This window comes from Streptomyces sp. NPDC013157 (assembly GCF_042899865.1).
Classification (GTDB): domain Bacteria; phylum Actinomycetota; class Actinomycetes; order Streptomycetales; family Streptomycetaceae; genus Streptomyces.
Genome location: NZ_JBIBAK010000026.1, coordinates 39,207 through 60,119, shown reverse-complemented (window position 1 = coordinate 60,119; position 20,913 = coordinate 39,207). Strand labels below are relative to the sequence as shown.

Sequence of the window (20,913 nt, the reverse complement as noted above, 5' to 3'; positions counted from 1 at the left end):
CTTGGTGGGTGTCCGTGGATCAGTGGAACTGCGGCACGATCAGGTAGATGCTGTACGCCACCACCGCCACGCAGGCGAGGAAGCACAGCCCTGCCTGCGCGACACCGACGGCGCTGGTGCCGCCCTGCTCCTTGGCTCCCTCGTGGCGGGCGAGCCCGAGGACGCCGAGGGCGAAGACGACCACCACTGCGAATGTAACTCCGATGCTCACCGCGGTGACCTGGCCGAGTGCGGTCCAGTCGATGTTCATGGGAACTCCCTCACTCTGGCAGAACTCAGGCGGCGGTGCCGACGTGGGACGGGGGCGTGGTGCGGATGGCGACCTCGTGGCCGTCGTTCACGTTCTTGGCGTCGATCGGGTTGCGGCGCGACAGCACGACGATGCCGGCCGCGAGCGCGGCACCGACCAGCGCGACCACGACCGTGCCGAAGTTGCCGCCGTGCTTGACCGCGTACGCGGAGATGCCGCCGACCAGCGCGGCGCAGGGCAGCGTGATCACCCAGGCGGCCACCATGCGGCCGGCGACGCCCCAGCGGACCTCGGCGAGCCGTCGGCCGACGCCCGCGCCGAGGATGGAACCGGAGGCGACCTGCGTGGTGGACAGCGCGAAGCCCATGTGGGCGGAGGTGAGGATGACGGCCGTGGAGGCGGTCTCCGCCGCGAAGCCCTGCGGGGACTGGATCTCGGTCAGGCCCTTGCCCATGGTGCGGATGATCCGCCAGCCGCCGATGTAGGTGCCGAGGGCGATGGCGAGACCGGCGGTGAAGATGACCCAGACCGGCGGGCCGGCGTCGGCCGGGAGGGCGCCGACGGAGATCAGGGTCAGGGTGATGATGCCCATGGTCTTCTGGGCGTCGTTGGTGCCGTGCGCGAGCGAGACCAGCGAGGCCGAGCCGATCTGCCCGAGCCGGAACCCCTTGCTCACGGAGTCCGCGCGGCCGCGGGCGGTCAGCTTGTAGGCGCAGTACGTCGCGATCAGCGCGGCGACGCCCGCCACCACCGGCGAGGCGAACGCCGGGATGATGATCTTCTCGACGACTTTGTCGAAGTTGACCGCGCCGGAGCCCGCGCCGACCAGCACGGCTCCGATCAGCCCGCCGAACAGGGCGTGCGAGGAACTGGACGGCAGCCCGACCAGCCACGTCATCAGATTCCACAGGATCGCCCCGACCAGACCGGCGAAGATCATCGCCGGGGTCACCTTGGCGTCGTTCACGATGCCGCCGGAGATCGTCTTGGCGACCTCCGTGGAGAGGAAGGCTCCGACCAGGTTCAGTACGCCGCTGATCAGAACCGCTGTCTTCGGTTTGAGCGCGCCGGTCGCGATGGACGTGGCCATCGCGTTCGCCGTGTCGTGAAACCCGTTGGTGAAGTCGAACGCAAGAGCGGTGACGATCACGACCGCCACGAGGAACGTGATGTGGTCCATTCCTTTATGCAAACAAGCGCGGGCCAATTACGCGAGAACCGGAGGGAAACTCACGTCCAAGAACAAAGCCCCACTGTGTGTGCGATGTGCATGCCATGCTGGACGGGTGACCCTCCTGGAGGACCTAAGGCGGCTGCGCCGGGCGCGCGACCGCATGGACCGCGAGTACGCCGAGCCGCTCGACATGGCCGAACTCGCCCGTACCGCCCTCATGTCCCCCGGTCACTTCCAGCGCAGTTTCCGCAAGGCCTTCGGGGAGACGCCGTACAGCTACCTCATGACCCGGCGGGTCGAGCGGGCCAAGGCGCTGCTGCGCCGGGGCGACCTGACTGTGACCGAGGTGTGCATGGCGGTCGGCTGTACGTCGCTGGGGTCCTTCAGCTCGCGGTTCACCGAGCTGGTCGGGGAGACGCCGAGCTCGTACCGGGCGCGGGACCACGAGGAGAGCACGGTCATCCCGTCCTGCGTGGCCCGTACGTTCACCCGGCCGCGCCGCCGACCGTACTGACCTCGCCGGTCCGACCGCACGCGCCTGCGAGCGTTTCCTCCTAGCCTGACCTCATGGACGTGAAGATGGATGTAAAACTCGCGCAGTGTTTCATCGCCGTCGACGACCACGACAAGGCGCTGGCCTTCTACCGTGACGTTCTCGGCCTGGAGGTCCACAACGACGTGGAGTTCGAGGGGATGCGGTGGGTGACCGTCGGGTCGCCGCAGCAGCCGGGCGTGGAGATCGTGCTGGAGCCGCCGGGCGCCAACCCGGACGCCTCCCCCGCCGACCGGCAGGCCATGGCCGAACTGCTCGCCAAGGGCATGCTGCGCGGGGTGATCTTCTCCACCACCGACTGCGACGCCCTGTACGAGCGGGTGCGGGAGTACGGCGGTGATGTGATCCAGGAGCCCATGGACCAGCACTGGGGCGTGCGGGACTGCGCGTTCCGGGACCCGGCGGGGAACCTGCTGCGCTTCACGGAGCGCCGGTGACCGATTAGCGCACTTACGATCACCTTATGAGCATCCGCTGGACGTACGCCTTCGCCGACCGCCCCGCCGCGCACCTCGCCACCGCCCAGGCGTTCTGGACCGCTGTCACCGGCACCTTCCTCTCCGCGCCCCGAGGCGGGAACGACGAGTTCGTGACGCTGCTGCCGAGCTCGGGGGTCGACGCCTGCGTCAAGCTCCAGGGCGTCGAGTCGGGCCCCGGCGGAGCCCACCTGGACCTCTGCGTCGAGGACGTGCCGGGGCTCGTGAAGCGGGCCAGGGAACTCGGCGCCGAGCCGGTCGCCGAGCACGACGGGTGGGCCGTCCTGCGCTCGCCGGCCGGGCAGTCGTGGTGCGCCGTGCCCTGGCACGGGGAGTCGGTACGGCCGCCGGTCGTGGCGGGCAGCCGGCTCGACCAGGTCAGCCTGGACATCCCACCGTCCGCGTACGAGGCGGAGACCGCGTTCTGGGCGGAGCTGACCGGCTGGGAGCTGCTGACCGGTGCGTTGCCGGAGTTCCGGGTGCTCAGGCAGCCGGCCGGCCTGCCGGTACGGATCCTGCTCCAGCGGCTGGACGACGAACAGCCCGCCGCCGCCCACCTCGACCTGGCCTGCGCGGACATCCCTGCGACCCGCGCCCGGCACGAGGAACTCGGCGCCGTGCACGTGGCAGACGGACGCCACTGGACGGTGATGCGCGACCCTGCGGGCGGCGTCTACTGCCTCACCGGCCGCGACCCGGAGACCGGCGGCCTACCGGGCCGAGGCTAGAGGCTGGGGCTGAGGGGTGGGGGCTAGGCGGCCGGGGGCCCGGCCCAGGGCTCCACGTCCACCACGGCCGTGGCCGGTATCGGTCCGTACACGTGCGGGAACTCCTCGCCGCCCGGCTCCGGGGCCTCCCACTTCACCGGGACGCCGACCCGGGCCGGATCCACGACCAGCACCACCAGTTCGTCCGGGCCGTCGTAGGAGCCGTACAGGAAGGCCGCGATGCGCGGGAGTTGGTCGCGGGTGGAGCAGTGGATGAAGCCCTCCTCCTGGAGGGTGCGGCCGCGGGTGGACAGCTCGTAGCGGCCGCGCGCGCGGGCCTCTTCCCAGAGAGAGCGTTCGGTGATGTGCAGGATGTTCGGGAGTGCGGTCATGCGCTCACGCTACGGTCCCCGCCCGGCGGCCCCGGGCGGCGGGGGCCCGGGTGGTGACGCCTCCTGCGGGCCGGGCGGCCCGGTGTGCTCGCCGCAGTGGGGGTTGCGGCAGGGGCCGGGGCCCCAGACCGGAACCCAGGCACCCAGCGTCTTGCGCCGCCCCACCACACGCTCGACGGGCTGTCCGCAGACGGGACAGACCTGTTCCTGGCTGTCCATGCCCCCAGCGTAGGCCTGGCCCGGCAGCCGCGCCCGTCGCCCGTCGCCCGTCGCCCGTCGCCCGTCGCCGAGCAGGAAACGCCACGGCGGGAATCGGCGAGCCCCGCACACCGTGGGGATGTGCGGGACCCGTCGGGCCGGAGCCCCCGGGGAGCCGTGCGGGGTCAGGAGCCGCGCGGTCCCGGGGGCTCCGGGGTCTTCACCTGCTGCGCCGGGTCACGAACTCGGCGAGCGCGAGCAGGCCGCCGGCCGCCTCCGGGCCGGGCACGGCACGGGCGAGCTCCTGCATCGCCCGGGCCATCCGGTCGGCCGCCTCGGACTGCGCCCAGTCCCGGCCGCCCGCCCGCTCCACGGCCAGCGCGGTCCGCGCGATCTCGTCGACGTCGGCCCGCTCATGGGGTTCGGCGTACAGCGCGGCGAGGTCGGCGGCGGCCGGGGTGCCGGAGGTGAGGGCCGCGACGACCGGCAGGGACTTCTTGCGGGCCGCCAGGTCCGCGCCGGCCGGCTTGCCGGTGCGCCGGGGGTCACCCCATATCCCGATGACGTCGTCGATCAGCTGGAAGGCCAGCCCGGCCTGGCGGCCGAAGCCGTCGAGCGCCGCCACCTCCGCGGCTCCCGCCCCCGCGTACAGCGCGCCCAGGGCGCAGGCGCAGCCGAGCAGCGCCCCGGTCTTGGCCTCGGCCATGGCGAGCACCTCGTCGAGAGTGACCTCGTCGGGTGCCCGGTCCTCCATGGCCGTGTCCGCGTGTTGTCCCGCGCACAGTTCGAGGACGCAGTCCGCGAGCCGGGCGGCGGCCGCCGCGGACGCCGGGTGCGGGTCCTCGGCGAGCACCCGGAAGGCCAGCGTCTGGAGGGCGTCCCCGGCGAGGATCGCGTCCGCGTCGCCGAACACGGTCCACGCGGTGGGCCGGTGCCTGCGGGAGGTGTCCCGGTCCATGACGTCGTCGTGCAGCAGGGTGAAGTTGTGCACCAGCTCCACGGCGGCCGCGGCCCGTAGGGCGGCCGCGCGGGCCGCCGGCCCGCCGAGCGCGTCGGCGGCGGCGAGGACCAGCGCGGGCCGGATGGCCTTCCCCGCGTTGCCGTCCGCCGGGGTGCCGTCCGCGTGCTCCCAGCCGAAGTGGTAACGCGCGATCCGCCGCATCGAACCGGGCAACGACGCCACGGCGGTGCGCAGTTCGGGGTCGACGGACGCCCGGACACGCTCCAGTACGGCGGCGGCCTCTGCCCCGTCGACCGACTCCGACCCCCCCGGCGGCAGCTGCGTGGCGCGCTGCTGCCGCTCCGTCACGAACTCGGCCATGGCCTCCCCCTCGCGGAGTGCGCGTACGGTGGCGTCTCCGCACCGCCTCGGCACGTACCCCGAGGATGTACCCGCCCCGGAGGGCGGGAACACGGCCACCAAGTGCGGAAACGTCACCTCCAGCGGCCGATCTCGACGTTCTCCAGCACACCGAGGGCGTCCGGGACCAGCACGGCGGCCGAGTAGTAGGCCGTGACCAGGTAGCTGATGACGGCCTGCTCGTTGATGCCCATGAAGCGGACCGAGAGGCTCGGCTCGATCTCGTCGGGGATCCCGGCCTGCCGCAGTCCGATGACGCCCTGGTTGTCCTCGCCGGTACGCATGGCGATGATCGAGGTGGTCCGGGCCTCGGTGACCGGGATCTTGTTGCAGGGGTAGATCGGGACCCCGCGCCAGGTCGGGATGCGGTTGCCGCCGATCTCGACGGTCTCCGGGACCAGTCCGCGCTTGTTGAGCTCACGGCCGAAGGCGGCGATCGCGCGCGGGTGGGCGAGGAAGAGCTTGGTGCCCCGCCGGCGGCTGAGCAGCTCGTCCATGTCGTCCGGGCTGGGCACGCCGTCGTGCGGCTGCAGCCGCTGGTCGTACTGGCAGTTGCTGAGCAGGCCGAACTCCCGGTTGTTGATGAGCTCGTGCTCCTGGCGCTCCTTCAACGCCTCGACGGTGAGCCGCAACTGGTGCTCGGTCTGGTTCATCGGCTGGTTGTAGAGGTCGGCCACGCGGGTGTGGATGCGCAGCACGGTCTGGGCGATGCTCAGCTCGTACTCACGCGGCCGGGCCTCGTAGTCGACGAAGGTGTGCGGGATGTCGGGCTCGCCGCTGTGGCCGGCCGCGAGGGCGACCTCCTTCTCGCCGTACTTGTTGGTGCGCTGCTCGGGGATCGCGCGCAGCTGCTGAAGGTGCTCGCGCAGTGAGTCGGCCCGCTCGGCGACCTGCTCGAAGTCCTGCCGGGACAGGGTCAGCACGGTGCAGGCCGTGTCCGCGCGGGCGGTGTACTCCCAGATGGCGTCCGGGTCGATCAGACCCTGCTCGCCGAAGTAGGCGCCGTCGGCGAGGACACCGAGGACCGCGTCGTCGCCGTAGGGGCCGGTGCCGATCTTCTCGACGCGGCCGTGGGCCAGCAGGTGGACCTCGTCCGTCCCGTTGCCGAACGAGGCGATGACCTCGCCCGGGGCGAAGTCGCGCTGGCGGCAGCGCTGGGCCAGCTCGGCCAGCACCTCCTCGTCCTCGTACGACCGCAGGACGGGCAGCTCGCCCAGCTCCGCGGGGATGACCTCGACACGGTCGCCGGTCTTCAGGAAGGTGATACGGCCGTCGCCGACCGTGTAGGTGAGCCGCCGGTTCACCCGGTACGTGCCGCCCTGGACATCGACCCAGGGCAGCGTCCGCAGCAGCCAGCGGGAGCTGATCTCCTGCATCTGGGGCGCGGACTTGGTCGTGGTGGCCAGGTTCCGCGCTGCCGCTGTGTCCAGAGACTGCTGCGGCTTGCCCTGATCCGTGCGGACCTCTTCGCCTACCGACATAAGGAAATGCCCTCCCATACCTGCGCGGGCGCCGAACTGCCCACGCATCGGTCTCACGGGCCACCCTGTCATCACGGAGCGTGCCGGGACCATTACCCGAAAGAGCGGGAATAGATCATCGCACTACTGGGCATGCCGACATATCTCCTCTTCTACCACTCCTCGATATGGCGACTTGTCCGGATTGACTCGCACGAGATCCGAACAAGCCCGAACAGGGGTGGCCCGGTAAGCCCGACTTCGGTAGAAAGCCCGGAAGACCTGGAAGATCCGGTTGGTTCAGATGCGAAGGAGGCGGTCATGGCCCCACCCATGTCCGCGGACGCCTTCCTCGACGCGTTGCGGGACGAGGGCGTCACGGTCGTCGAGGCCGGCGACTGGAGAGACCACAACCGGAACCACAAGGGCCCCTGGGGCCCCGTGCACGGCGTGATGATCCACCACACGGTGACCCAGGGCACCGAACCCACGGTCCGGATCTGCCGCGACGGCCACCCCGACCTCCCCGGCCCGCTGTGCCACGGCGTCATCACCAAGGACGGCACGGTCCATCTCGTCGGCTACGGCCGCGCCAACCACGCGGGGCCGGGCGACGACGACGTGCTGCGCGCGGTGATCGCCGAGAAGGGGCTGCCCCCGGACAACGAGGCGAACACCGACGGCAACCGGCACTTCTACGGCTTCGAGTGCGAGAACCTGGGCGACGGCGAGGACCCCTGGCCCGAGGCCCAGCTGGAGGCGATCGAGAAGGTGGCCGCGGCGGTGTGCCGGCGGCACGGCTGGTCGGAGCGGTCGGTGATCGGGCACCTGGAGTGGCAGCCGGGAAAGGTGGACCCGCGCGGTTTCCCGATGTCCTGGCTGCGCGAGCGCGTCGGGGAGCGGCTGAGGTGAGCCCGCACCGGTACCCCGGGCGACAATGACGACGTGACCAGCGCCGACATACTCGCCCCCCGGCTCCCCTCCCCGCTGCAGGAGGTTACCGACGACCGCTTCGCCCGGCACGGCGTCCGTCTCCTCCTCAAGCGGGACGACCTGATCCACCCGGAGCTGATCGGCAACAAGTGGCGCAAGCTGGTCCCGAACATCGAGGCGGCGGCCGGCCGGCCCGTCCTCACCTTCGGCGGGGCCTACTCCAACCACCTGCGCGCTACGGCCGCCGCGGGCCGTCTCCTCGGCTTTCCGTCGGTGGGCGTGGTGCGGGGCGAGGAGCTGGCCACCCGGCCGCTCAATCCGTCGCTGGCGCGGTGTGCGGCCGACGGGATGCGGCTGCACTTCGTCGACAGGTCGACGTACCGCCGCAAGGCCGAGCCGGAGGTGCTGGCCGGTCTGCTGCGGGCGGCGGGGGCCGAGGACGCGTACGTGGTGCCGGAGGGCGGCAGCAACGCGGCCGCGGTACGCGGCTGCCGGGCGCTCGGCGCGGAGCTGCGGGGGCGGGCCGACGTGGTGGCGATCGCCTGCGGGACCGGGGGCACGCTGGCCGGGCTGGCCGCCGGACTGGGGACCGGCCAGCGGGCGTTGGGGGTACCGGCACTGAGGGGCGGGTTCCTGGAGGGCGAGACGGTGCGGTTGCAGGCGGAGGCGTTCGGGGGGCGGCGCGGCCGGTGGTCGCTCGACGAGCGGTTCCACTTCGGCGGGTACGGGCGTACGACACCGGAACTCGACGCCTTCGCGGAGGACTTCGAGGAACGGCACGGGGTGCGGGTGGAGCGGCTGTATGTCGCCAAGTTGCTGTACGGACTTGTCGAGCTGGCGCGGGAGGGCGGCCTGGGGCGGGACGTGGCCGTGGCGGCGGTGCTGACAGCCTGACAGGCGGCGGTGCCGACGTCCTGATCGAGCCGGTCCGCGGACCGCGTTCCGGATGTCACTCGGCCTCCCGGTACGCCGCCGCCTCCTCCAGGTCCAGCCGACGCAGCAGGGTGCGCAGCATCTCGTCGTCGATGTAGCGGTGGTCTCGGAGCCGGACGAAGACCGCGCGCTCGGCGCTGATCATCTCGCGGGAGAGGCGGCGGTAGGTGTCGTCGACCGACTCGCCGGTGACCGGGTTGGTCTGGCCCAGGCGTTCCCAGACGGCGTTGCGGCGGCGCTCCAGGACCGTGCGGAGGCGGTCGGCCAGCGGTGGCGGGAGTTGGTTGCGGTCGTCGGAGAGGAGTTCTTCGAGGCGGGCCTCGGCCGCGCGGGAGGCCTGGGCCTGGGCGTTCGCCTCGGCGAGGGTCTCGGCCTGGGCGTCGCGGGCGGGGAACTTCATCAGTCGGATCAGCGGGGCCAGACTCAGGCCCTGCACCACGAGGGTGCCGATGACCGTCGTGAAGGTCAGGAACAGGATCAGGTTGCGCTGCGGGAAGGGGGCGCCGCCGTGCACGGTGAGCGGGATCGAGAAGGCGATGGCCAGCGAGACCACGCCCCGCATGGCCGCCCAGGCGGTGACCGCCGGACTTCTCCAGGTGGGGTTGTCCTCCCGCTCCCGGATCCGCCGGGAGAGCAGCCGCGGCAGGAACGCCGCCGGGTATATCCACGCGAACCGGGCCGCCACCACGACCAGGAAGAGGGCGAACGCGTACCAGGCGGCGTCGATGCCCTCGTACGCGCCGAGGCCCTTGAGGACGACCGGCAGCTGCAGTCCGATCAGCGCGAAGACCGCCGACTCCAGCAGGAAGGCCACCATGCGCCATACGGCCTCCTCCTGGAGGCGGGTGGCGAAGTCGACCTCCCAGGCACGGTGGCCGAGGTAGAGGGCGACCACGACGACCGCCAGCACGCCGGAGGCGTGGAACTGCTCGGCGACGCTGTACGCGACGAACGGGATCAGCAGCGACAGCGTGTTCTGGAGCAGGGGCTCCTTCAGATGCAGGCGCAGCCAGTGGATCGGCACCATCAGCACCACGCCGACGATCACACCGCCGAACGCGGCCAGGAGGAACTCCCCGATGCCGTGGGCCCAGGAGGCACCCTCCCCGATGGCGGCCGCGACGGCCACGCGGTAGGCGGTGATCGCCGTGGCGTCGTTCAGCAGGGACTCGCCCTGCAGGATGGTGGTGAGCCGGGACGGCAGCCCCACCCGGCGGGCGATCGCGGCGGCCGCGACCGCGTCCGTGGGCGCCACGACCGCGCCCAGCGCGAGCGCCGCGGGCAACGGCAGCCCCGGCACGATCACGTAGGCGGCCCAGCCGACGACGAACGTCGCGAAGAGCACGTACCCCACCGAGAGCAGCGCCACCGGCCGCATGTTCGCCCGCAGGTCGAGGTACGAGCTCTCGGTGCCCTCCTTGTACAGCAGCGGGGGCAGCACCAGCGGCAGCACGATGTCCGGGTCGAGGGTGTAGTCGGGGACCCCGGGCACGTACGACACCACCAGGCCGACCGCGACCAGCAGCAGCGGCGCCGGCACCGGAGTGCGCCGGGCCGCACCGGCGATCGCGGCGCTCCCCGCCACCAGCAACAGCAGTGGCATCACGTCCATGGTCTTCGCCCGCCCTCTTTTTCCGCGCGGCCACCCGCACGCCCGTCGTAATCTGGCAATCATGAAACAGTGCACGCACCGCGACGCGCTGCCGCACCCGGAACCCGAGCCACGTAACGAGACCTGCCCGGAGTGTCTCGCCAAGGGCTGGCACCCGGTGCAGCTGCGGCTCTGTCTGACCTGTGGCCATGTCGCCTGCTGCGACTCGTCGCCCGGAAGACATGCGACGAGCCACCACGAATCGTCCGGTCACCCGATAATGCGGACGTTCGAGCCCGGCGAGGACTGGCGCTGGTGCTTCGTCGACCACGTGCTCGTGTGACACTGCACTACAGCCGCTGAAGACGACAACGGCGACGGTTCGACGGCTCGACGTCGGGGTACGTCAACCCGGCGCGCGCTCTTCCCGATTGAGCAAGACAGACCTCTAGACACGGAGCGTATCCACAGGTTTACTGTGAGTGACGCCAGGGGGTTGGGGTCCCGGGGACAGAAAAGTTCGGAGCGCGGTAGCGTCACCGCTGAACCACGTAGTGCGTTACCCCGGGGGGCGACCCTCGGCCCCGAAATGCTTGTACCACCATGGAGGTGAGGGTGTCCCAGATCGCAGGCGAGCCCGCGACCCAGGACTTCGTGGAAGTCCGGCTGCCGGCTGCGGGTGCCTACCTGTCGGTGCTGCGCACGGCCACGGCCGGTCTCGCCGCCCGCTTGGACTTCACCCTGGACGAGATCGAGGATCTGCGCATCGCGGTCGACGAGGCCTGCGCGATCCTGCTCCAGCAGGCCGTTCCCGGCTCGGTGCTCAGCTGTGTCTTCCGCCTCGTCGACGACTCGCTGGAGGTCACGGTCTCCGCTCCGACCACGGACGGCCACGCCCCCTCGCGCGACACTTTCGCCTGGACCGTGCTCTCGGCCCTGGCGGGCAAGGTCTCGTCGGCCGTCGACGAGGACAAGACCGTGTCGATCAGCCTCTACAAACAGCGCGGCGCGGGACCCGGGCCGGCGTGAGGAACGGGGACGGGCCGGTGCGGGACGAAGAGCGCGGCACACGGGAGCTGCCGGCCGGGGGCGAAGGCCCCGGGACCGGCTCCCGCCGCATGGCTGACGGCATCGACGGCATCCCGGAACAGGCCAGGCCGCACCCGGAGGACCCCTCCGCGCAGGCCGGTCTGGAGGGTGCCGTGCAGAGCGCGCCCCAGGAAGGGCGGAACGGGGTCGCGGCCCCGCACCGAGCCGGGGCGAAGGCTCGCGGAAGGGCGACGGGCGGGACGATGAGCGAGCACGAGCGATACGCCGAGGACGAGGCGCTGGCCGCGGAGGTAGTGCAGGCGACCCGGCACGAGCCTCAGGACCGCAGCGGCGCGCGCGCCCTGTTCGTCGAGCTGCGCGGGCTCAAGGAGGGCAGCGCCGAGTACGCGGAGCTGCGCAATCGGCTGGTCCGGATGCATCTGCCGCTCGTGGAGCACCTCGCCCGCCGGTTCCGCAACCGCGGCGAGCCGCTGGACGACCTCACCCAGGTCGCCACCATCGGCCTGATCAAGTCGGTCGACCGGTTCGACCCGGACCGGGGCGTGGAGTTCTCGACGTACGCCACCCCGACCGTGGTCGGCGAGATCAAGCGCCACTTCCGCGACAAGGGCTGGGCCGTCCGCGTCCCGCGCCGCCTCCAGGAGCTGCGCCTCGCGCTCACCACCGCCACGGCGGAGCTGTCCCAGCAGCACGGCCGCTCCCCCACGGTGCACGAGCTGGCCGAGAAGCTCGCGATCTCGGAGGAGGAGGTCCTGGAGGGCCTGGAGTCGGCCAACGCCTACTCCACGCTGTCCCTGGACGTCCCCGACACCGACGACGAGTCGCCCGCGGTCGCCGACACCCTCGGCGCGGAGGACGAGGCCCTGGAGGGCGTCGAGTACCGCGAGTCCCTCAAGCCCCTCCTGGAAGACCTCCCGCCCCGCGAGAAGCGGATCCTTCTCCTCCGCTTCTTCGGCAACATGACCCAGTCCCAGATCGCCCAGGAGGTCGGCATCAGCCAGATGCACGTCTCACGGCTGCTGGCGAGGACTCTGGCCCAGCTGCGGGAGAAGTTGCTCGTCGAGGAGTAAAGCCCCCGAAGGGGCGCTGGGGGAGGAACTGCGCGGACAGCCCCCACCGCCCCGCAGATCAGCTACTGCGCCCGGGCCCCTTGATCCCAAGGGCCTGGGTGGTAGCGGAGTTCACCAGCAGCACCAGCGAGGCCACAGCCACCACGGCGAGAACAATTCCCACCGGAATCGCCACACTGTCGGCCTGCAGCAGGTTGTACGCCACCGGCAACGCCATGATCTGCGTGATCACCGCCGGCCCCCGGCTCCAGCTCTTCCGCCGCAGCAGCCCCCGCGCGGCGATCAGCGGCAGCAGCGCCAGCACGATCACGGTGACACCCCCGGTGATCGCCTGGCCCCGGTCGTCCGGATCCCCGGTGAACCCGAGCACGGCCAGCCACACCCCGCCGACCAACAGGGCGAGCCCTTCCAGCCCGACCAGCGCGGCAGCGTACGTCAGCCGCGGCGGACGGGGCGACGCGGTTCCGTCGGTCTTCTCAGCCGTAGGTGCTTCACTCACCCCAGCAGGGTAGCCCTCGGCTGACACACGTAAGTGTTGAGGCTCACGCCCCTATCTCTTACCGGATCCCTAACTCGGTCTGGGATCGGTACTTTCCAGTAGGTACGCTGCAATCCATGCGTGCACTTCTCGTGGTCAATCCGGCGGCAACCACCACAAGCGCACGTAGGCGCGATGTCCTCATCCACGCGCTCGCGAGCGAAGTGAAGCTGGAGGCGGTCACCACCGAGTACCGCGGCCACGCCCGTGACCTCGCGCGGCTCGCGGCGGAGAGCGACGACATCGACCTCGTCGTGGCACTCGGCGGCGACGGCACGGTCAACGAGGTGGTCAACGGTCTGCTCCACAATGGACCTCACCCGGACCGGCTTCCCGGCCTCGCCGTGGTCCCCGGCGGCTCCACCAACGTCTTCGCCCGCGCCCTCGGCCTGCCCAACGACCCGGTCGAGGCCACCGGCGACCTGCTGGACGCACTGCGCGAGAAACGCGAGCGCTTCGTCGGCCTCGGCCTGACCGCCGGCACGCCCGGCACCGAGGACGAGGCGGTCCCGGCCCGCTGGTTCACCTTCAACGCGGGACTCGGCTTCGACGCGGGTGTGGTCGGCCGGGTCGAGCAGCAGCGCGAACTCGGTAAGAAATCCACGCACGCGCTGTACGTTCGTCAGGTCGTCAGGCAATTCCTCGGTGAACAGCACCGCCGGCACGGAACGATCACTCTGGAGCGGGCCGGCGCCGACCCGATCAATGATCTTGTCGTGGCGATAGTCTGCAACACCTCGCCCTGGACGTATCTCGGCAATCGCCCGATGTACACGTCACCTAAGGCCTCGTTCGATAAGGGCATCGACGTCCTCGGTCTCAGCCGCCTCTCGACCGCCGCCGCTGCCCGGTATGGCACACAGTTGCTCACTTCGTCCCCCGAGCGCGGCCCCCACGGCAAGCATGCGGTCTCACTGCACGACCTGGACCAGTTCACCTTGCATTCGAAGGTGCCCCTCCCCCTCCAGATGGACGGCGACCACCTAGGACTGCGTACGAGCGTGACGTTCACAGGCGTACGCAGTGCACTGCGTGTGATTGTGTGAGCGGAACGGGCTAAAGTCCTTTCACTCGAACGTTTAGGCCAGGATCCACCCCATGGAAGTACGGCTGTGACCCAGTCGACACCGAGGAATCAAAAAAAACTTTCCGGAAGGGGTTGTATCCGTCGCTGAGGTTTGCGAGGCTCTACGTGGCGGTCGGGACAGCCCGCAACACCGGCGTCCACTGATCACCGGAATCCCACTTCAACTCACAGGACCCCTGCCAGGGAACCTGGCGGTCGGCCCTTCACTTGTTGAGGGATTCGTGAAAGCGTTCACATTCACAAGCAACGTGCATGTAATACCAAGGAGAGGTAGCAGCCATGGACTGGCGTCACAACGCCGTTTGCCGCGAGGAAGACCCCGAGCTCTTCTTCCCCATCGGCAACACTGGTCCTGCGCTGCTGCAGATCGAGGAAGCCAAGGCCGTCTGCCGGCGCTGCCCCGTTATGGATCAGTGTCTGCAGTGGGCGCTCGAGTCCGGTCAGGACTCCGGCGTCTGGGGTGGTCTCAGCGAGGACGAGCGTCGCGCGATGAAGCGCCGTGCCGCCCGCAACCGGGCCCGTCAGGCCACCGCCTGACAGTCCCACCCCTGGTGACAGCCTGAGCTTGGCGGCGCGTACAGCGAGTACGCATCTCCCGCCCCCGAGCCGCAGCGCGCAGTACCCCCGATGCGCTTAGCAGTAAGAGCAGCAACGAGCGAGCAGCCCCGGACCCACCAGGTCCGGGGCTCTTTGCTGTGCCCGAACACCCCGTGCCGCGCCCGAACACCCCGCCGGCGCGGCCTACTTCTGCGGGCGCACCGGCACGTCGAGGATCACCCGGGTCCCGCGCTCCGGCGCCGGCACCATGTCGAACGTGCCGCCCAACTCGCCCTCCACCAGCGTCCGTACGATCTGCAGGCCGAGGTTGCCGGAGCGGTGCGGGTCGAAGCCCTCGGGCAGGCCGACGCCGTCGTCCTGGACGGTGACGAGCAGCCGGGCCTCCTTGGTGGTACCGCCGCGGACCGCCGTGACCTCGACGGTGCCGGTGTCGCCCTCGCGGAAGCCGTGTTCGAGGGCGTTCTGCAGGACTTCGGTGAGCACCATCGACAGCGGGGTGGCGACCTCGGCGTCGAGTATCCCGAAGCGGCCGGTGCGCCGGCCGGTGACCTTCCCGGGCGAGATCTCGGCGACCATCGCGAGCACCCGGTCCGCGATCTCGTCGAACTCGACGCGCTCGTCCAGGTTCTGGGACAGCGTCTCATGCACGATGGCGATCGAGCCGACCCGTCGTACGGCCTCCTCCAGGGCCTCCCGGCCGCTTTCCGAGTCGATGCGCCGGGCCTGCAGGCGCAGCAGCGCGGCGACCGTCTGCAGATTGTTCTTCACCCGGTGGTGGATCTCCCGGATGGTGGCGTCCTTGGTGATCAACTCCCGCTCGCGGCGCCGCAGTTCGGTGACGTCGCGGAGCAGCACCAGCGACCCGATGCGGGTGCCCTTGGGCTTGAGCGGGATCGCCCGGAACTGGATGACGCCGTCCTCGGACTCGATCTCGAACTCGCGCGGCGCCCAGCCGCTGGCGAGTTTGGCGAGCGCCTCGTCCACCGGGCCCTTGGTCGGGGCGAGTTCGGCCGTGGTCTGGCCGAGATGGTGGCCGAGCAGGTCGGCGGCGAGGCCGAGGCGGTGGTAGGCGGAGAGGGCGTTCGGGGAGGCGTACTGGACGATGCCGTCGCCGTCCACCCGGATCAGGCCGTCGCCGACCCGCGGCGAGGCGTCCATGTCGACCTGCTGGTTCGGGAAGGGAAACGATCCGGCAGCGATCATCTGCGCGAGGTCGGAAGCGCTCTGGAGGTAGGTGAGCTCCAGGCGGCTCGGGGTGCGCACGGTCAGCAGGTTGGTGTTGCGGGCGATGACCCCGAGGACCCGGCCCTCGCGCCGCACCGGGATGGACTCGACCCGAACGGGGACCTCCTCGCGCCACTCCGGGTCGCCCTCGCGGACGATCCGGCCCTCGTCCAGGGCGATGTCCAGCATGGGCCGGCGACCGCGCGGGACCAGGTGGCCGACCATGTCGTCCTGGTAGGAGGTGGGGCCGGTGTTGGGGCGCATCTGCGCCACCGAGACGTACCGGGTGCCGTCCCGCGTGGGGACCCACAGGACCAGGTCGGCGAAGGAGAGGTCGGAGAGCAGCTGCCACTCCGAGACCAGCAGATGGAGCCACTCGAGGTCGGAGTCGTCGAGGGCGGTGTGCTGGCGGACCAGTTCGTTCATGGAGGGCACGTCTGTGAGCGTACCTGGCGGTATGTGGATGGCCGAAAACCGGCGGGTACGGCGGGACGGGCGGGCCCGGAGACACCCGCGGGCCGCGGCGCCTGAGAGGGACCCTCAACCCTCCCGGCACCGCAGCCCGGAGCAGCAACGGCCGTGGGGTGTGCGGTCCCGGTCGGCCGGTGGTGAGGAGCCGGGGCAGTCAGGGCAGAGAGCTCCGGTTCCTCGGTCCGCCTTCCTGTGCGGGGAAGACGGAAGAGTGTGGCTGTGCCGTACGGCTGACGCCGTACTCGTTCAGCCCTCGTACGCAATTGTGGACTAGACCACGGTGTGTGTCCATGCGTTGGAGACTGTTCACAGTTGATGCGATCGCAGCGTAGCCCGCCGGGGGCGGCCGTGGGGCCGGATCTCCGGGGCAATTTCCGGCGGCCCGGCGAGGCGCGGCCCACTGTTGCGGAAATTTTCCTCAATTCACCCCATCTGACGTATTCACGTAACCTCGCCCTTGTCCCCTTTCTCTGCACTTTCCCTGCACCCGACCTCCGGCGACAGGGGTCGGTTCTGTTAGATTGATCCCATCAGATTGGTCTAAACCACATAGACCTTCCAGACCCTCCAGCCCTCTTGAGAACGGCAGGCCCAGCGTGGAAGTTGTCATCGTTCCGGACGCCGCCGCGGGCGGCGAGCTGATCGCCGAGGCCATGGCTCAGCTGCTCCGGCACAAGCCGGCCGCGCTGCTCGGGGTGGCCACGGGCTCGACCCCGCTCCCCATCTACCAGGCGCTCACCGCCAAGGTCCGCGCCGGTGCCGTGGACGCCTCGCGGGCGCGCATAGCCCAGCTCGACGAGTACGTGGGGCTGCCGGCCGACCATCCGGAGTCGTACCGGTCGGTGCTGCGACGCGAGGTGCTGGAGCCGCTCGGGATCGGGATGGACGCGTTCCTCGGCCCCGACGGCGCGGCCGAGGACGTACAGGCCGCCTGCGAGGCGTACGACGCGGAGCTGGCGACGGCGGGCGGCGTGGACCTGCAGCTGCTCGGGATCGGGACCGACGGGCACATCGGGTTCAACGAACCGTGTTCCTCGCTGGCCTCGCGGACCCGGATCAAGACGCTGACCGAGCAGACCCGGGTCGACAACGCGCGGTTCTTCGACGGGGACATCACGCAGGTGCCGCACCACGTCATCACCCAGGGGATCGGGACGATCCTGGAGGCACGGCATCTGGTGCTGCTGGCCACGGGTGAGGGGAAGGCCGACGCGGTCGCGGCGACGGTGGAGGGGCCGATCGCGGCGGTGTGCCCGGCGTCGGCGCTGCAGTTGCACCGGCACGCCACGGTGGTGATCGACGAGGCCGCCGCGTCCAAGCTGAAGTTCGCGGACTACTTCCGGTACACCTATGTGAACAAGCCGGACTGGCAGGGGATTTAGCGGTCCCGTCTGCCGGGTCCGGTTCGATGCGGGCTGACCGTGGGTGGTGGGTCGCTCGCGCAGTTCCCCGCGCCCCTCGGGGCGCGGGGCGCGGGGTGCATCACGCCGTCGCGCCCGCGATGACCTCGGCTGCCGCCACTCCGCACACCCTCGCCGCGCCGTGCGTCGCGATGTACAGGGCGCCGCGGGGCGCGGACTGCGGTACGCCCATCTCCACCACGATCGTGTCGGGGCGGGCCTTGAGCAGGGCGTCCAGGGCAGCGGTCATCCAGGGGTGACGGTGTTCGTCCCGGACCACCGCGACGATACGGCGCTCCCCCGCCGCCACGATCGCCGCACGGCCCGCGTCCTCACCCGCGAAGCTGCCGGTCTCGGTGCCGGGCACGAGCCGGGTCAGTTCGGCGGACACACCCCACGGGGTCTCCGTGCCCACGGCGATGTTGGTCTCGGGCGTGAGGGAGGCGACGAAGAGCGGTTCGGCCGGGGGCGTGTACGGGTCGACGCGCGTCACATGAAGCGCGCGGCGGGCGGCGACGAGGCCGATGTCGGTGAGGACCGGGTCCGGCTGGGCCACTTCGGTCGTGGCCGTCCAGGTCGAAAGTGCCCGCACCCGCTGCGCCGCCTCCGCCAGGCGCTCCTCGGGGAGCTCGCCGGATCGGACCGCCGCGACCAGGGCGTCGCGCAGCCGTCGTACCGTCTCGTCGTCCGAGAGGCCCCCGCCCACGCAGATCGCGTCGGCGCCGGCGGCGAGCGCCAGGACGGTGCCGTGTTCGATGCCGTAGGTCCCGGCGATGGCCTGCATCTCGATGCCGTCGGTGACGATCAGGCCGTCGTAGCCGAGTTCGCCGCGCAGGAGCTCGGTGAGCACGCGGTGGGACAGCGTGCCGGGCCGGGTCCGGTCCAGGGCGGGGACCAGGATGTGCGCGCTCATCACGGCGCGGGTGCCGGCGGCGATGGCGGCGCGGAAGGGCGCCAGTTCGCGGGCGTGCAGGACCTCGGCGGTCGCGTCGATGCGGGGCATGGCCAGGTGGGAGTCGACGGCGGTGTCGCCATGGCCCGGGAAGTGCTTCGTGCAGGCCGCCACCCCGGCCGCCTGGAGGCCGGTGACGTAGGCCGCCGTGTGCCGGGCGACCAGGTCCTGGTCGGCGCCGAAGGAACGGACGCCGATGACCGGGTTGGCGGAGTTGGAGTTCACGTCGGCGACCGGGGCCCAGCTGAAGTTGACCCCGCAGGCGGCGAGGCGGCGGCCCAGTTCGAGGGCGACCTGCCGGGTCAGCTCCGGGTCGTCGACGGCGCCGAGGGCGTGGTTGCCGGGGAAGGAGGAACCGGTGCGCACCTCCAGGCGGGTGACGTCACCGCCCTCCTCGTCGATCGCCACCAGGACGTCGTCCCGCTCGGCGCGCAGCTGGGCGGTGAGGGCCGAGAGCTGCTCGGCCGAGATGATGTTGCGGCCGAACACGCCCACGGAGGCCAGGCCCTCGCCGAGCCGGCGCAGCAGCCAGTCGGGGGCGGTGGTGCCGGTGAAGCCCGGCTGGAGGACCGTCAGCGCGTCGCGCGTGAGTGTGTCCGTACCGCTGGCGAATGTCGTCATCGGATGGGGTTATCCCTTCACGGCGCCCGCGGTGAGACCCGCGGCCATCTTGCGCTGGACAAGGAGGAACAGGACGACGATCGGCACGGCGAGCATGGTGGCGCCGGCCATCATCGGGGCGTATTCGGTGCCGTGCTGCGTGGTGAAGTTGGCCAGCCAGACGGTCGCCGTCTGGTGGTCCTGGCTGAGCAGCATCAGGGCGTAGAGGTACTCGTTCCAGGCCTGGATGAAGCCGTAGACCGAGGTGGCGACCAGGCCGGGGGCGAGCAGCGGGAAGACCACCCGGACGAAGGCGCCGGTGCGGGAGCAGCCGTCGACCATGGCGGCCTCCTCCAGCTCCTTCGGGATGTTGACGATGAAGCCGCGCAGCGTCCACACCGTGAACGGCAGGATGAAGGTCAGGTAGGTGATGATCAGGCCGCTGAGCTTGTCGTACTGGTCCAGGTCGTTGAGGAGCAGGAAGACCGGGATGATCATGGCGACCAGCGGGATCATCTGGACCGCGAGGATGCCGACGATCACGATCTTGCGGCCGCGGAAGGCGAACCGGGAGATGGCCAGGGCGGCCAGCAGTCCGACGACCATGCCGATCACCACGACGGAGAGGGACACGATGAGGCTGCGGCCGACCGGGCCCCAGAAGTCGGCGATGTCCAGCGCGCGGCTGAAGTTGGACAGGGTGATGCCGGTGGGCAGCAGGCTCGGGTCCGGGTCGATGGCGTCCTTCGCCGGCTTGAACGCCGTGTTCAGCATCCAGTAGACGGGGAAGCCCGCGATGACGAAGACGAGGAGGCCGAGGAGGTTCCAGCCGGCCTTCGACTTCCGGTGGCCGGGGGTGGCGGCGGTGCTCATTCGACCTCTCCGATCTTCAGCATCTGGCGCATGTACACGGCGACGACGCCGAGCAGGAGGAGCACGGTGAGCAGGGCGATCGCGGAGCCCTGCCCGTAGTCGTTGACCACGAAGGCGCGGTCGTAGGACCAGGTGGTCAGCAGCTGGAACTCGGCCTCGGGGTGGCCGCCGCGCATCACGAAGACCTGCGGGAAGACGCCCATGTCCCAGATGACCGAGAGGGTCGTGAGCATCACGATGACCGGCTTGAGGATGGGCAGCGTGACGTAGCGGAAGACGCCCCAGGGGCCGGCGCCGTCGAGGCGGGCGGCCTCCTCCAGCTCCTTGGGGACCTGGGTGAGTCCGGCGCTGAGCGTGATGACCACGAAGGGGACCGCTCCCCAGACCACCAGCAGCATGATCACCGCGAGCCCCTCGGGCCCGCTGGCGAACCAGTTGTGGCCGACCATCTCGACCCCGGGGAGCTTGCTGAGCAGGGCGTTGAGGATGCCGTAGTCGGAGTCGAAGAGCCACTTGAAGACCGTGGTGGCGACGATGACCGGCATGCCCCAGCTGGCCACCAGCGCGATGTTGACCAGCGTCTTCACCCAGCCGGAGACGCGTTGCAGCAGCAGGGCGACGAGCATGCCGACGACCATGGTGAAGATGACGCAGCCGGCCGCGAAGACGATCGTGCGCAGCACGACCTGCCAGAACTCGCTGTCGCCGAGGACCTTGGAGAAGTTCCCGAACCCGACCCACTCGGCCGGCTTGAACCCCCACAGCTGGGTCTGCCCGAACTGCTGGAAGGAGAGGGTGACCAGCCGGTAGAGGGGATAGCCGAGGACTAGCGCCAGGATCAGCAGGCAGGGGGCGAGCAGCAGCCAGGGAACGGCGGGCCCGCCCGAGCGCCGGTTCGCACGTGGTCTCTGCGGGGAGTCCGGTGGCGGTGCCGGCACCTTGGCGGGTGTGGTCGTATCAACGGCACTCATCGTGCGCTCCTCAAACAGATCGAGAGAGGCCGCCAGCCGTGCGCCCCTCGGGGCGCGCTTCGCGCGCCTTGAGGGGCGCGGGGAACTGCGCG

Annotated in this window: 23 protein-coding genes; 11 read left to right on the top strand and 12 right to left on the bottom strand. The window is 70.6% G+C overall.

Annotated elements, in window-relative coordinates:
• Positions 1–19 precede the first annotated feature (19 nt).
• Together ACFY6U_RS48000 and ACFY6U_RS47995 are read right to left on the bottom strand one after the other, a co-directional pair.
• Positions 20–250 carry a hypothetical protein gene (locus ACFY6U_RS48000; protein WP_390048860.1) on the bottom strand — a complete coding sequence of 77 codons (231 nt, stop codon included), beginning with the start codon at positions 248–250 and terminating at the stop codon, positions 20–22.
• A gap of 25 nt (positions 251–275) precedes the next feature.
• Positions 276–1,430: an anion permease gene (locus ACFY6U_RS47995; RefSeq protein WP_390048858.1), complete on the bottom strand. Its 1,155-nt coding sequence runs from the start codon at positions 1,428–1,430 to the stop codon at positions 276–278.
• 154 nt (positions 1,431–1,584) lie between these two features.
• Between ACFY6U_RS47995 and ACFY6U_RS47990 the strand changes: the two genes are divergently transcribed.
• The 3 genes from ACFY6U_RS47990 to ACFY6U_RS47980 all read left to right on the top strand — a co-directional run bounded on the left by ACFY6U_RS47990 (position 1,585) and on the right by ACFY6U_RS47980 (position 3,181).
• Positions 1,585–1,938 carry a helix-turn-helix transcriptional regulator gene (locus tag ACFY6U_RS47990; protein ID WP_351500719.1) on the top strand — a complete coding sequence of 118 codons (354 nt, stop codon included), beginning with the start codon at positions 1,585–1,587 and terminating at the stop codon, positions 1,936–1,938.
• Positions 1,939–2,003: 65 nt separating this feature from the next.
• Positions 2,004–2,414, top strand: a complete 411-nt coding sequence (locus ACFY6U_RS47985; protein WP_390048967.1) for a VOC family protein — start codon at positions 2,004–2,006, stop codon at positions 2,412–2,414.
• A 26-nt stretch (positions 2,415–2,440) separates the two neighbouring features.
• Entirely contained in the window at positions 2,441–3,181 is a 741-nt protein-coding gene (locus tag ACFY6U_RS47980; protein ID WP_390048856.1) for a VOC family protein, read from the top strand.
• A gap of 23 nt (positions 3,182–3,204) precedes the next feature.
• Here ACFY6U_RS47980 and ACFY6U_RS47975 read toward each other — a convergent pair whose 3' ends face one another.
• From ACFY6U_RS47975 to ACFY6U_RS47960, 4 genes are all read right to left on the bottom strand, one after another.
• Complete coding sequence (locus ACFY6U_RS47975) at positions 3,205–3,552, bottom strand: DUF952 domain-containing protein (protein ID WP_390048855.1); 348 nt, start codon at positions 3,550–3,552, stop codon at positions 3,205–3,207.
• A 9-nt stretch (positions 3,553–3,561) separates the two neighbouring features.
• Complete coding sequence (locus ACFY6U_RS47970) at positions 3,562–3,771, bottom strand: hypothetical protein (RefSeq protein WP_390048853.1); 210 nt, start codon at positions 3,769–3,771, stop codon at positions 3,562–3,564.
• Positions 3,772–3,970: 199 nt separating this feature from the next.
• Entirely contained in the window at positions 3,971–5,071 is a 1,101-nt protein-coding gene (locus tag ACFY6U_RS47965) for a family 2 encapsulin nanocompartment cargo protein polyprenyl transferase (protein ID WP_390048851.1), read from the bottom strand.
• Positions 5,072–5,184: 113 nt separating this feature from the next.
• Positions 5,185–6,591, bottom strand: coding sequence for a family 2B encapsulin nanocompartment shell protein (locus tag ACFY6U_RS47960; protein ID WP_390048849.1), 1,407 nt, complete (start codon positions 6,589–6,591; stop codon positions 5,185–5,187).
• Between the two features lie 300 nt (positions 6,592–6,891).
• Here ACFY6U_RS47960 and ACFY6U_RS47955 point away from each other — a divergent pair, with 300 nt between their 5' ends.
• Positions 6,892–7,482 carry an N-acetylmuramoyl-L-alanine amidase gene (locus ACFY6U_RS47955; RefSeq protein ID WP_390048847.1) on the top strand — a complete coding sequence of 197 codons (591 nt, stop codon included), beginning with the start codon at positions 6,892–6,894 and terminating at the stop codon, positions 7,480–7,482.
• Positions 7,483–7,515: 33 nt separating this feature from the next.
• Positions 7,516–8,397 carry a 1-aminocyclopropane-1-carboxylate deaminase/D-cysteine desulfhydrase gene (locus ACFY6U_RS47950; RefSeq protein WP_390048845.1) on the top strand — a complete coding sequence of 294 codons (882 nt, stop codon included), beginning with the start codon at positions 7,516–7,518 and terminating at the stop codon, positions 8,395–8,397.
• A 55-nt stretch (positions 8,398–8,452) separates the two neighbouring features.
• On the opposite strand, the gene ACFY6U_RS47945 is transcribed toward ACFY6U_RS47950, so the two are convergent.
• A complete protein-coding gene (locus tag ACFY6U_RS47945) occupies positions 8,453–10,048 on the bottom strand; it encodes a Na+/H+ antiporter (RefSeq protein ID WP_390048844.1) in 1,596 nt (531 codons plus the stop codon).
• A 61-nt stretch (positions 10,049–10,109) separates the two neighbouring features.
• Between ACFY6U_RS47945 and ACFY6U_RS47940 the strand changes: the two genes are divergently transcribed.
• The 3 genes from ACFY6U_RS47940 (at position 10,110) to ACFY6U_RS47930 (ending at position 12,147) form a co-directional block, all read left to right on the top strand.
• Complete coding sequence (locus tag ACFY6U_RS47940; protein ID WP_351502256.1) at positions 10,110–10,370, top strand: UBP-type zinc finger domain-containing protein; 261 nt, start codon at positions 10,110–10,112, stop codon at positions 10,368–10,370.
• A 272-nt stretch (positions 10,371–10,642) separates the two neighbouring features.
• The gene (locus tag ACFY6U_RS47935; RefSeq protein WP_004925829.1) at positions 10,643–11,056 is read left to right on the top strand and encodes an anti-sigma regulatory factor; all 414 of its coding nucleotides are present in this window, start codon (positions 10,643–10,645) and stop codon (positions 11,054–11,056) included.
• Between the two features lie 17 nt (positions 11,057–11,073).
• Positions 11,074–12,147, top strand: coding sequence for an RNA polymerase sigma factor SigF (locus tag ACFY6U_RS47930; RefSeq protein ID WP_390048842.1), 1,074 nt, complete (start codon positions 11,074–11,076; stop codon positions 12,145–12,147).
• A gap of 58 nt (positions 12,148–12,205) precedes the next feature.
• Here the strand turns inward: ACFY6U_RS47930 and ACFY6U_RS47925 are convergent, their stop codons facing one another.
• Positions 12,206–12,646 (bottom strand): hypothetical protein, encoded by a 441-nt coding sequence (locus tag ACFY6U_RS47925; protein ID WP_390048840.1) that lies wholly within the window; start codon positions 12,644–12,646, stop codon positions 12,206–12,208.
• A gap of 116 nt (positions 12,647–12,762) precedes the next feature.
• Here ACFY6U_RS47925 and ACFY6U_RS47920 point away from each other — a divergent pair, with 116 nt between their 5' ends.
• Both ACFY6U_RS47920 and ACFY6U_RS47915 read left to right on the top strand, forming a co-directional pair.
• Complete coding sequence (locus tag ACFY6U_RS47920; RefSeq protein ID WP_390048838.1) at positions 12,763–13,731, top strand: diacylglycerol/lipid kinase family protein; 969 nt, start codon at positions 12,763–12,765, stop codon at positions 13,729–13,731.
• 320 nt (positions 13,732–14,051) lie between these two features.
• Positions 14,052–14,309 (top strand): WhiB family transcriptional regulator, encoded by a 258-nt coding sequence (locus tag ACFY6U_RS47915; protein WP_010353616.1) that lies wholly within the window; start codon positions 14,052–14,054, stop codon positions 14,307–14,309.
• A 204-nt stretch (positions 14,310–14,513) separates the two neighbouring features.
• On the opposite strand, the gene ACFY6U_RS47910 is transcribed toward ACFY6U_RS47915, so the two are convergent.
• Positions 14,514–15,980, bottom strand: coding sequence for a sensor histidine kinase (locus tag ACFY6U_RS47910; protein ID WP_390048965.1), 1,467 nt, complete (start codon positions 15,978–15,980; stop codon positions 14,514–14,516).
• A gap of 641 nt (positions 15,981–16,621) precedes the next feature.
• On the opposite strand from ACFY6U_RS47910, the gene nagB reads away from it, so the two are divergent.
• Positions 16,622–17,407, top strand: a complete 786-nt coding sequence (nagB, locus tag ACFY6U_RS47905; RefSeq protein WP_390048836.1) for a glucosamine-6-phosphate deaminase — start codon at positions 16,622–16,624, stop codon at positions 17,405–17,407.
• A gap of 100 nt (positions 17,408–17,507) precedes the next feature.
• Here nagB and ACFY6U_RS47900 read toward each other — a convergent pair whose 3' ends face one another.
• The 3 genes from ACFY6U_RS47900 to ACFY6U_RS47890 are packed head-to-tail and all read right to left on the bottom strand — an operon-like array spanning position 17,508 to position 20,821.
• Positions 17,508–18,998 (bottom strand): glycoside hydrolase family 3 protein, encoded by a 1,491-nt coding sequence (locus ACFY6U_RS47900; RefSeq protein ID WP_390048834.1) that lies wholly within the window; start codon positions 18,996–18,998, stop codon positions 17,508–17,510.
• A gap of 9 nt (positions 18,999–19,007) precedes the next feature.
• Positions 19,008–19,850 carry a carbohydrate ABC transporter permease gene (locus ACFY6U_RS47895; RefSeq protein WP_351489561.1) on the bottom strand — a complete coding sequence of 281 codons (843 nt, stop codon included), beginning with the start codon at positions 19,848–19,850 and terminating at the stop codon, positions 19,008–19,010.
• Complete coding sequence (locus tag ACFY6U_RS47890; protein ID WP_390048831.1) at positions 19,847–20,821, bottom strand: carbohydrate ABC transporter permease; 975 nt, start codon at positions 20,819–20,821, stop codon at positions 19,847–19,849. Before ACFY6U_RS47890 ends, ACFY6U_RS47895 begins: the two co-directional genes overlap by 4 nt.
• Positions 20,822–20,913: the final 92 nt, after the last annotated feature.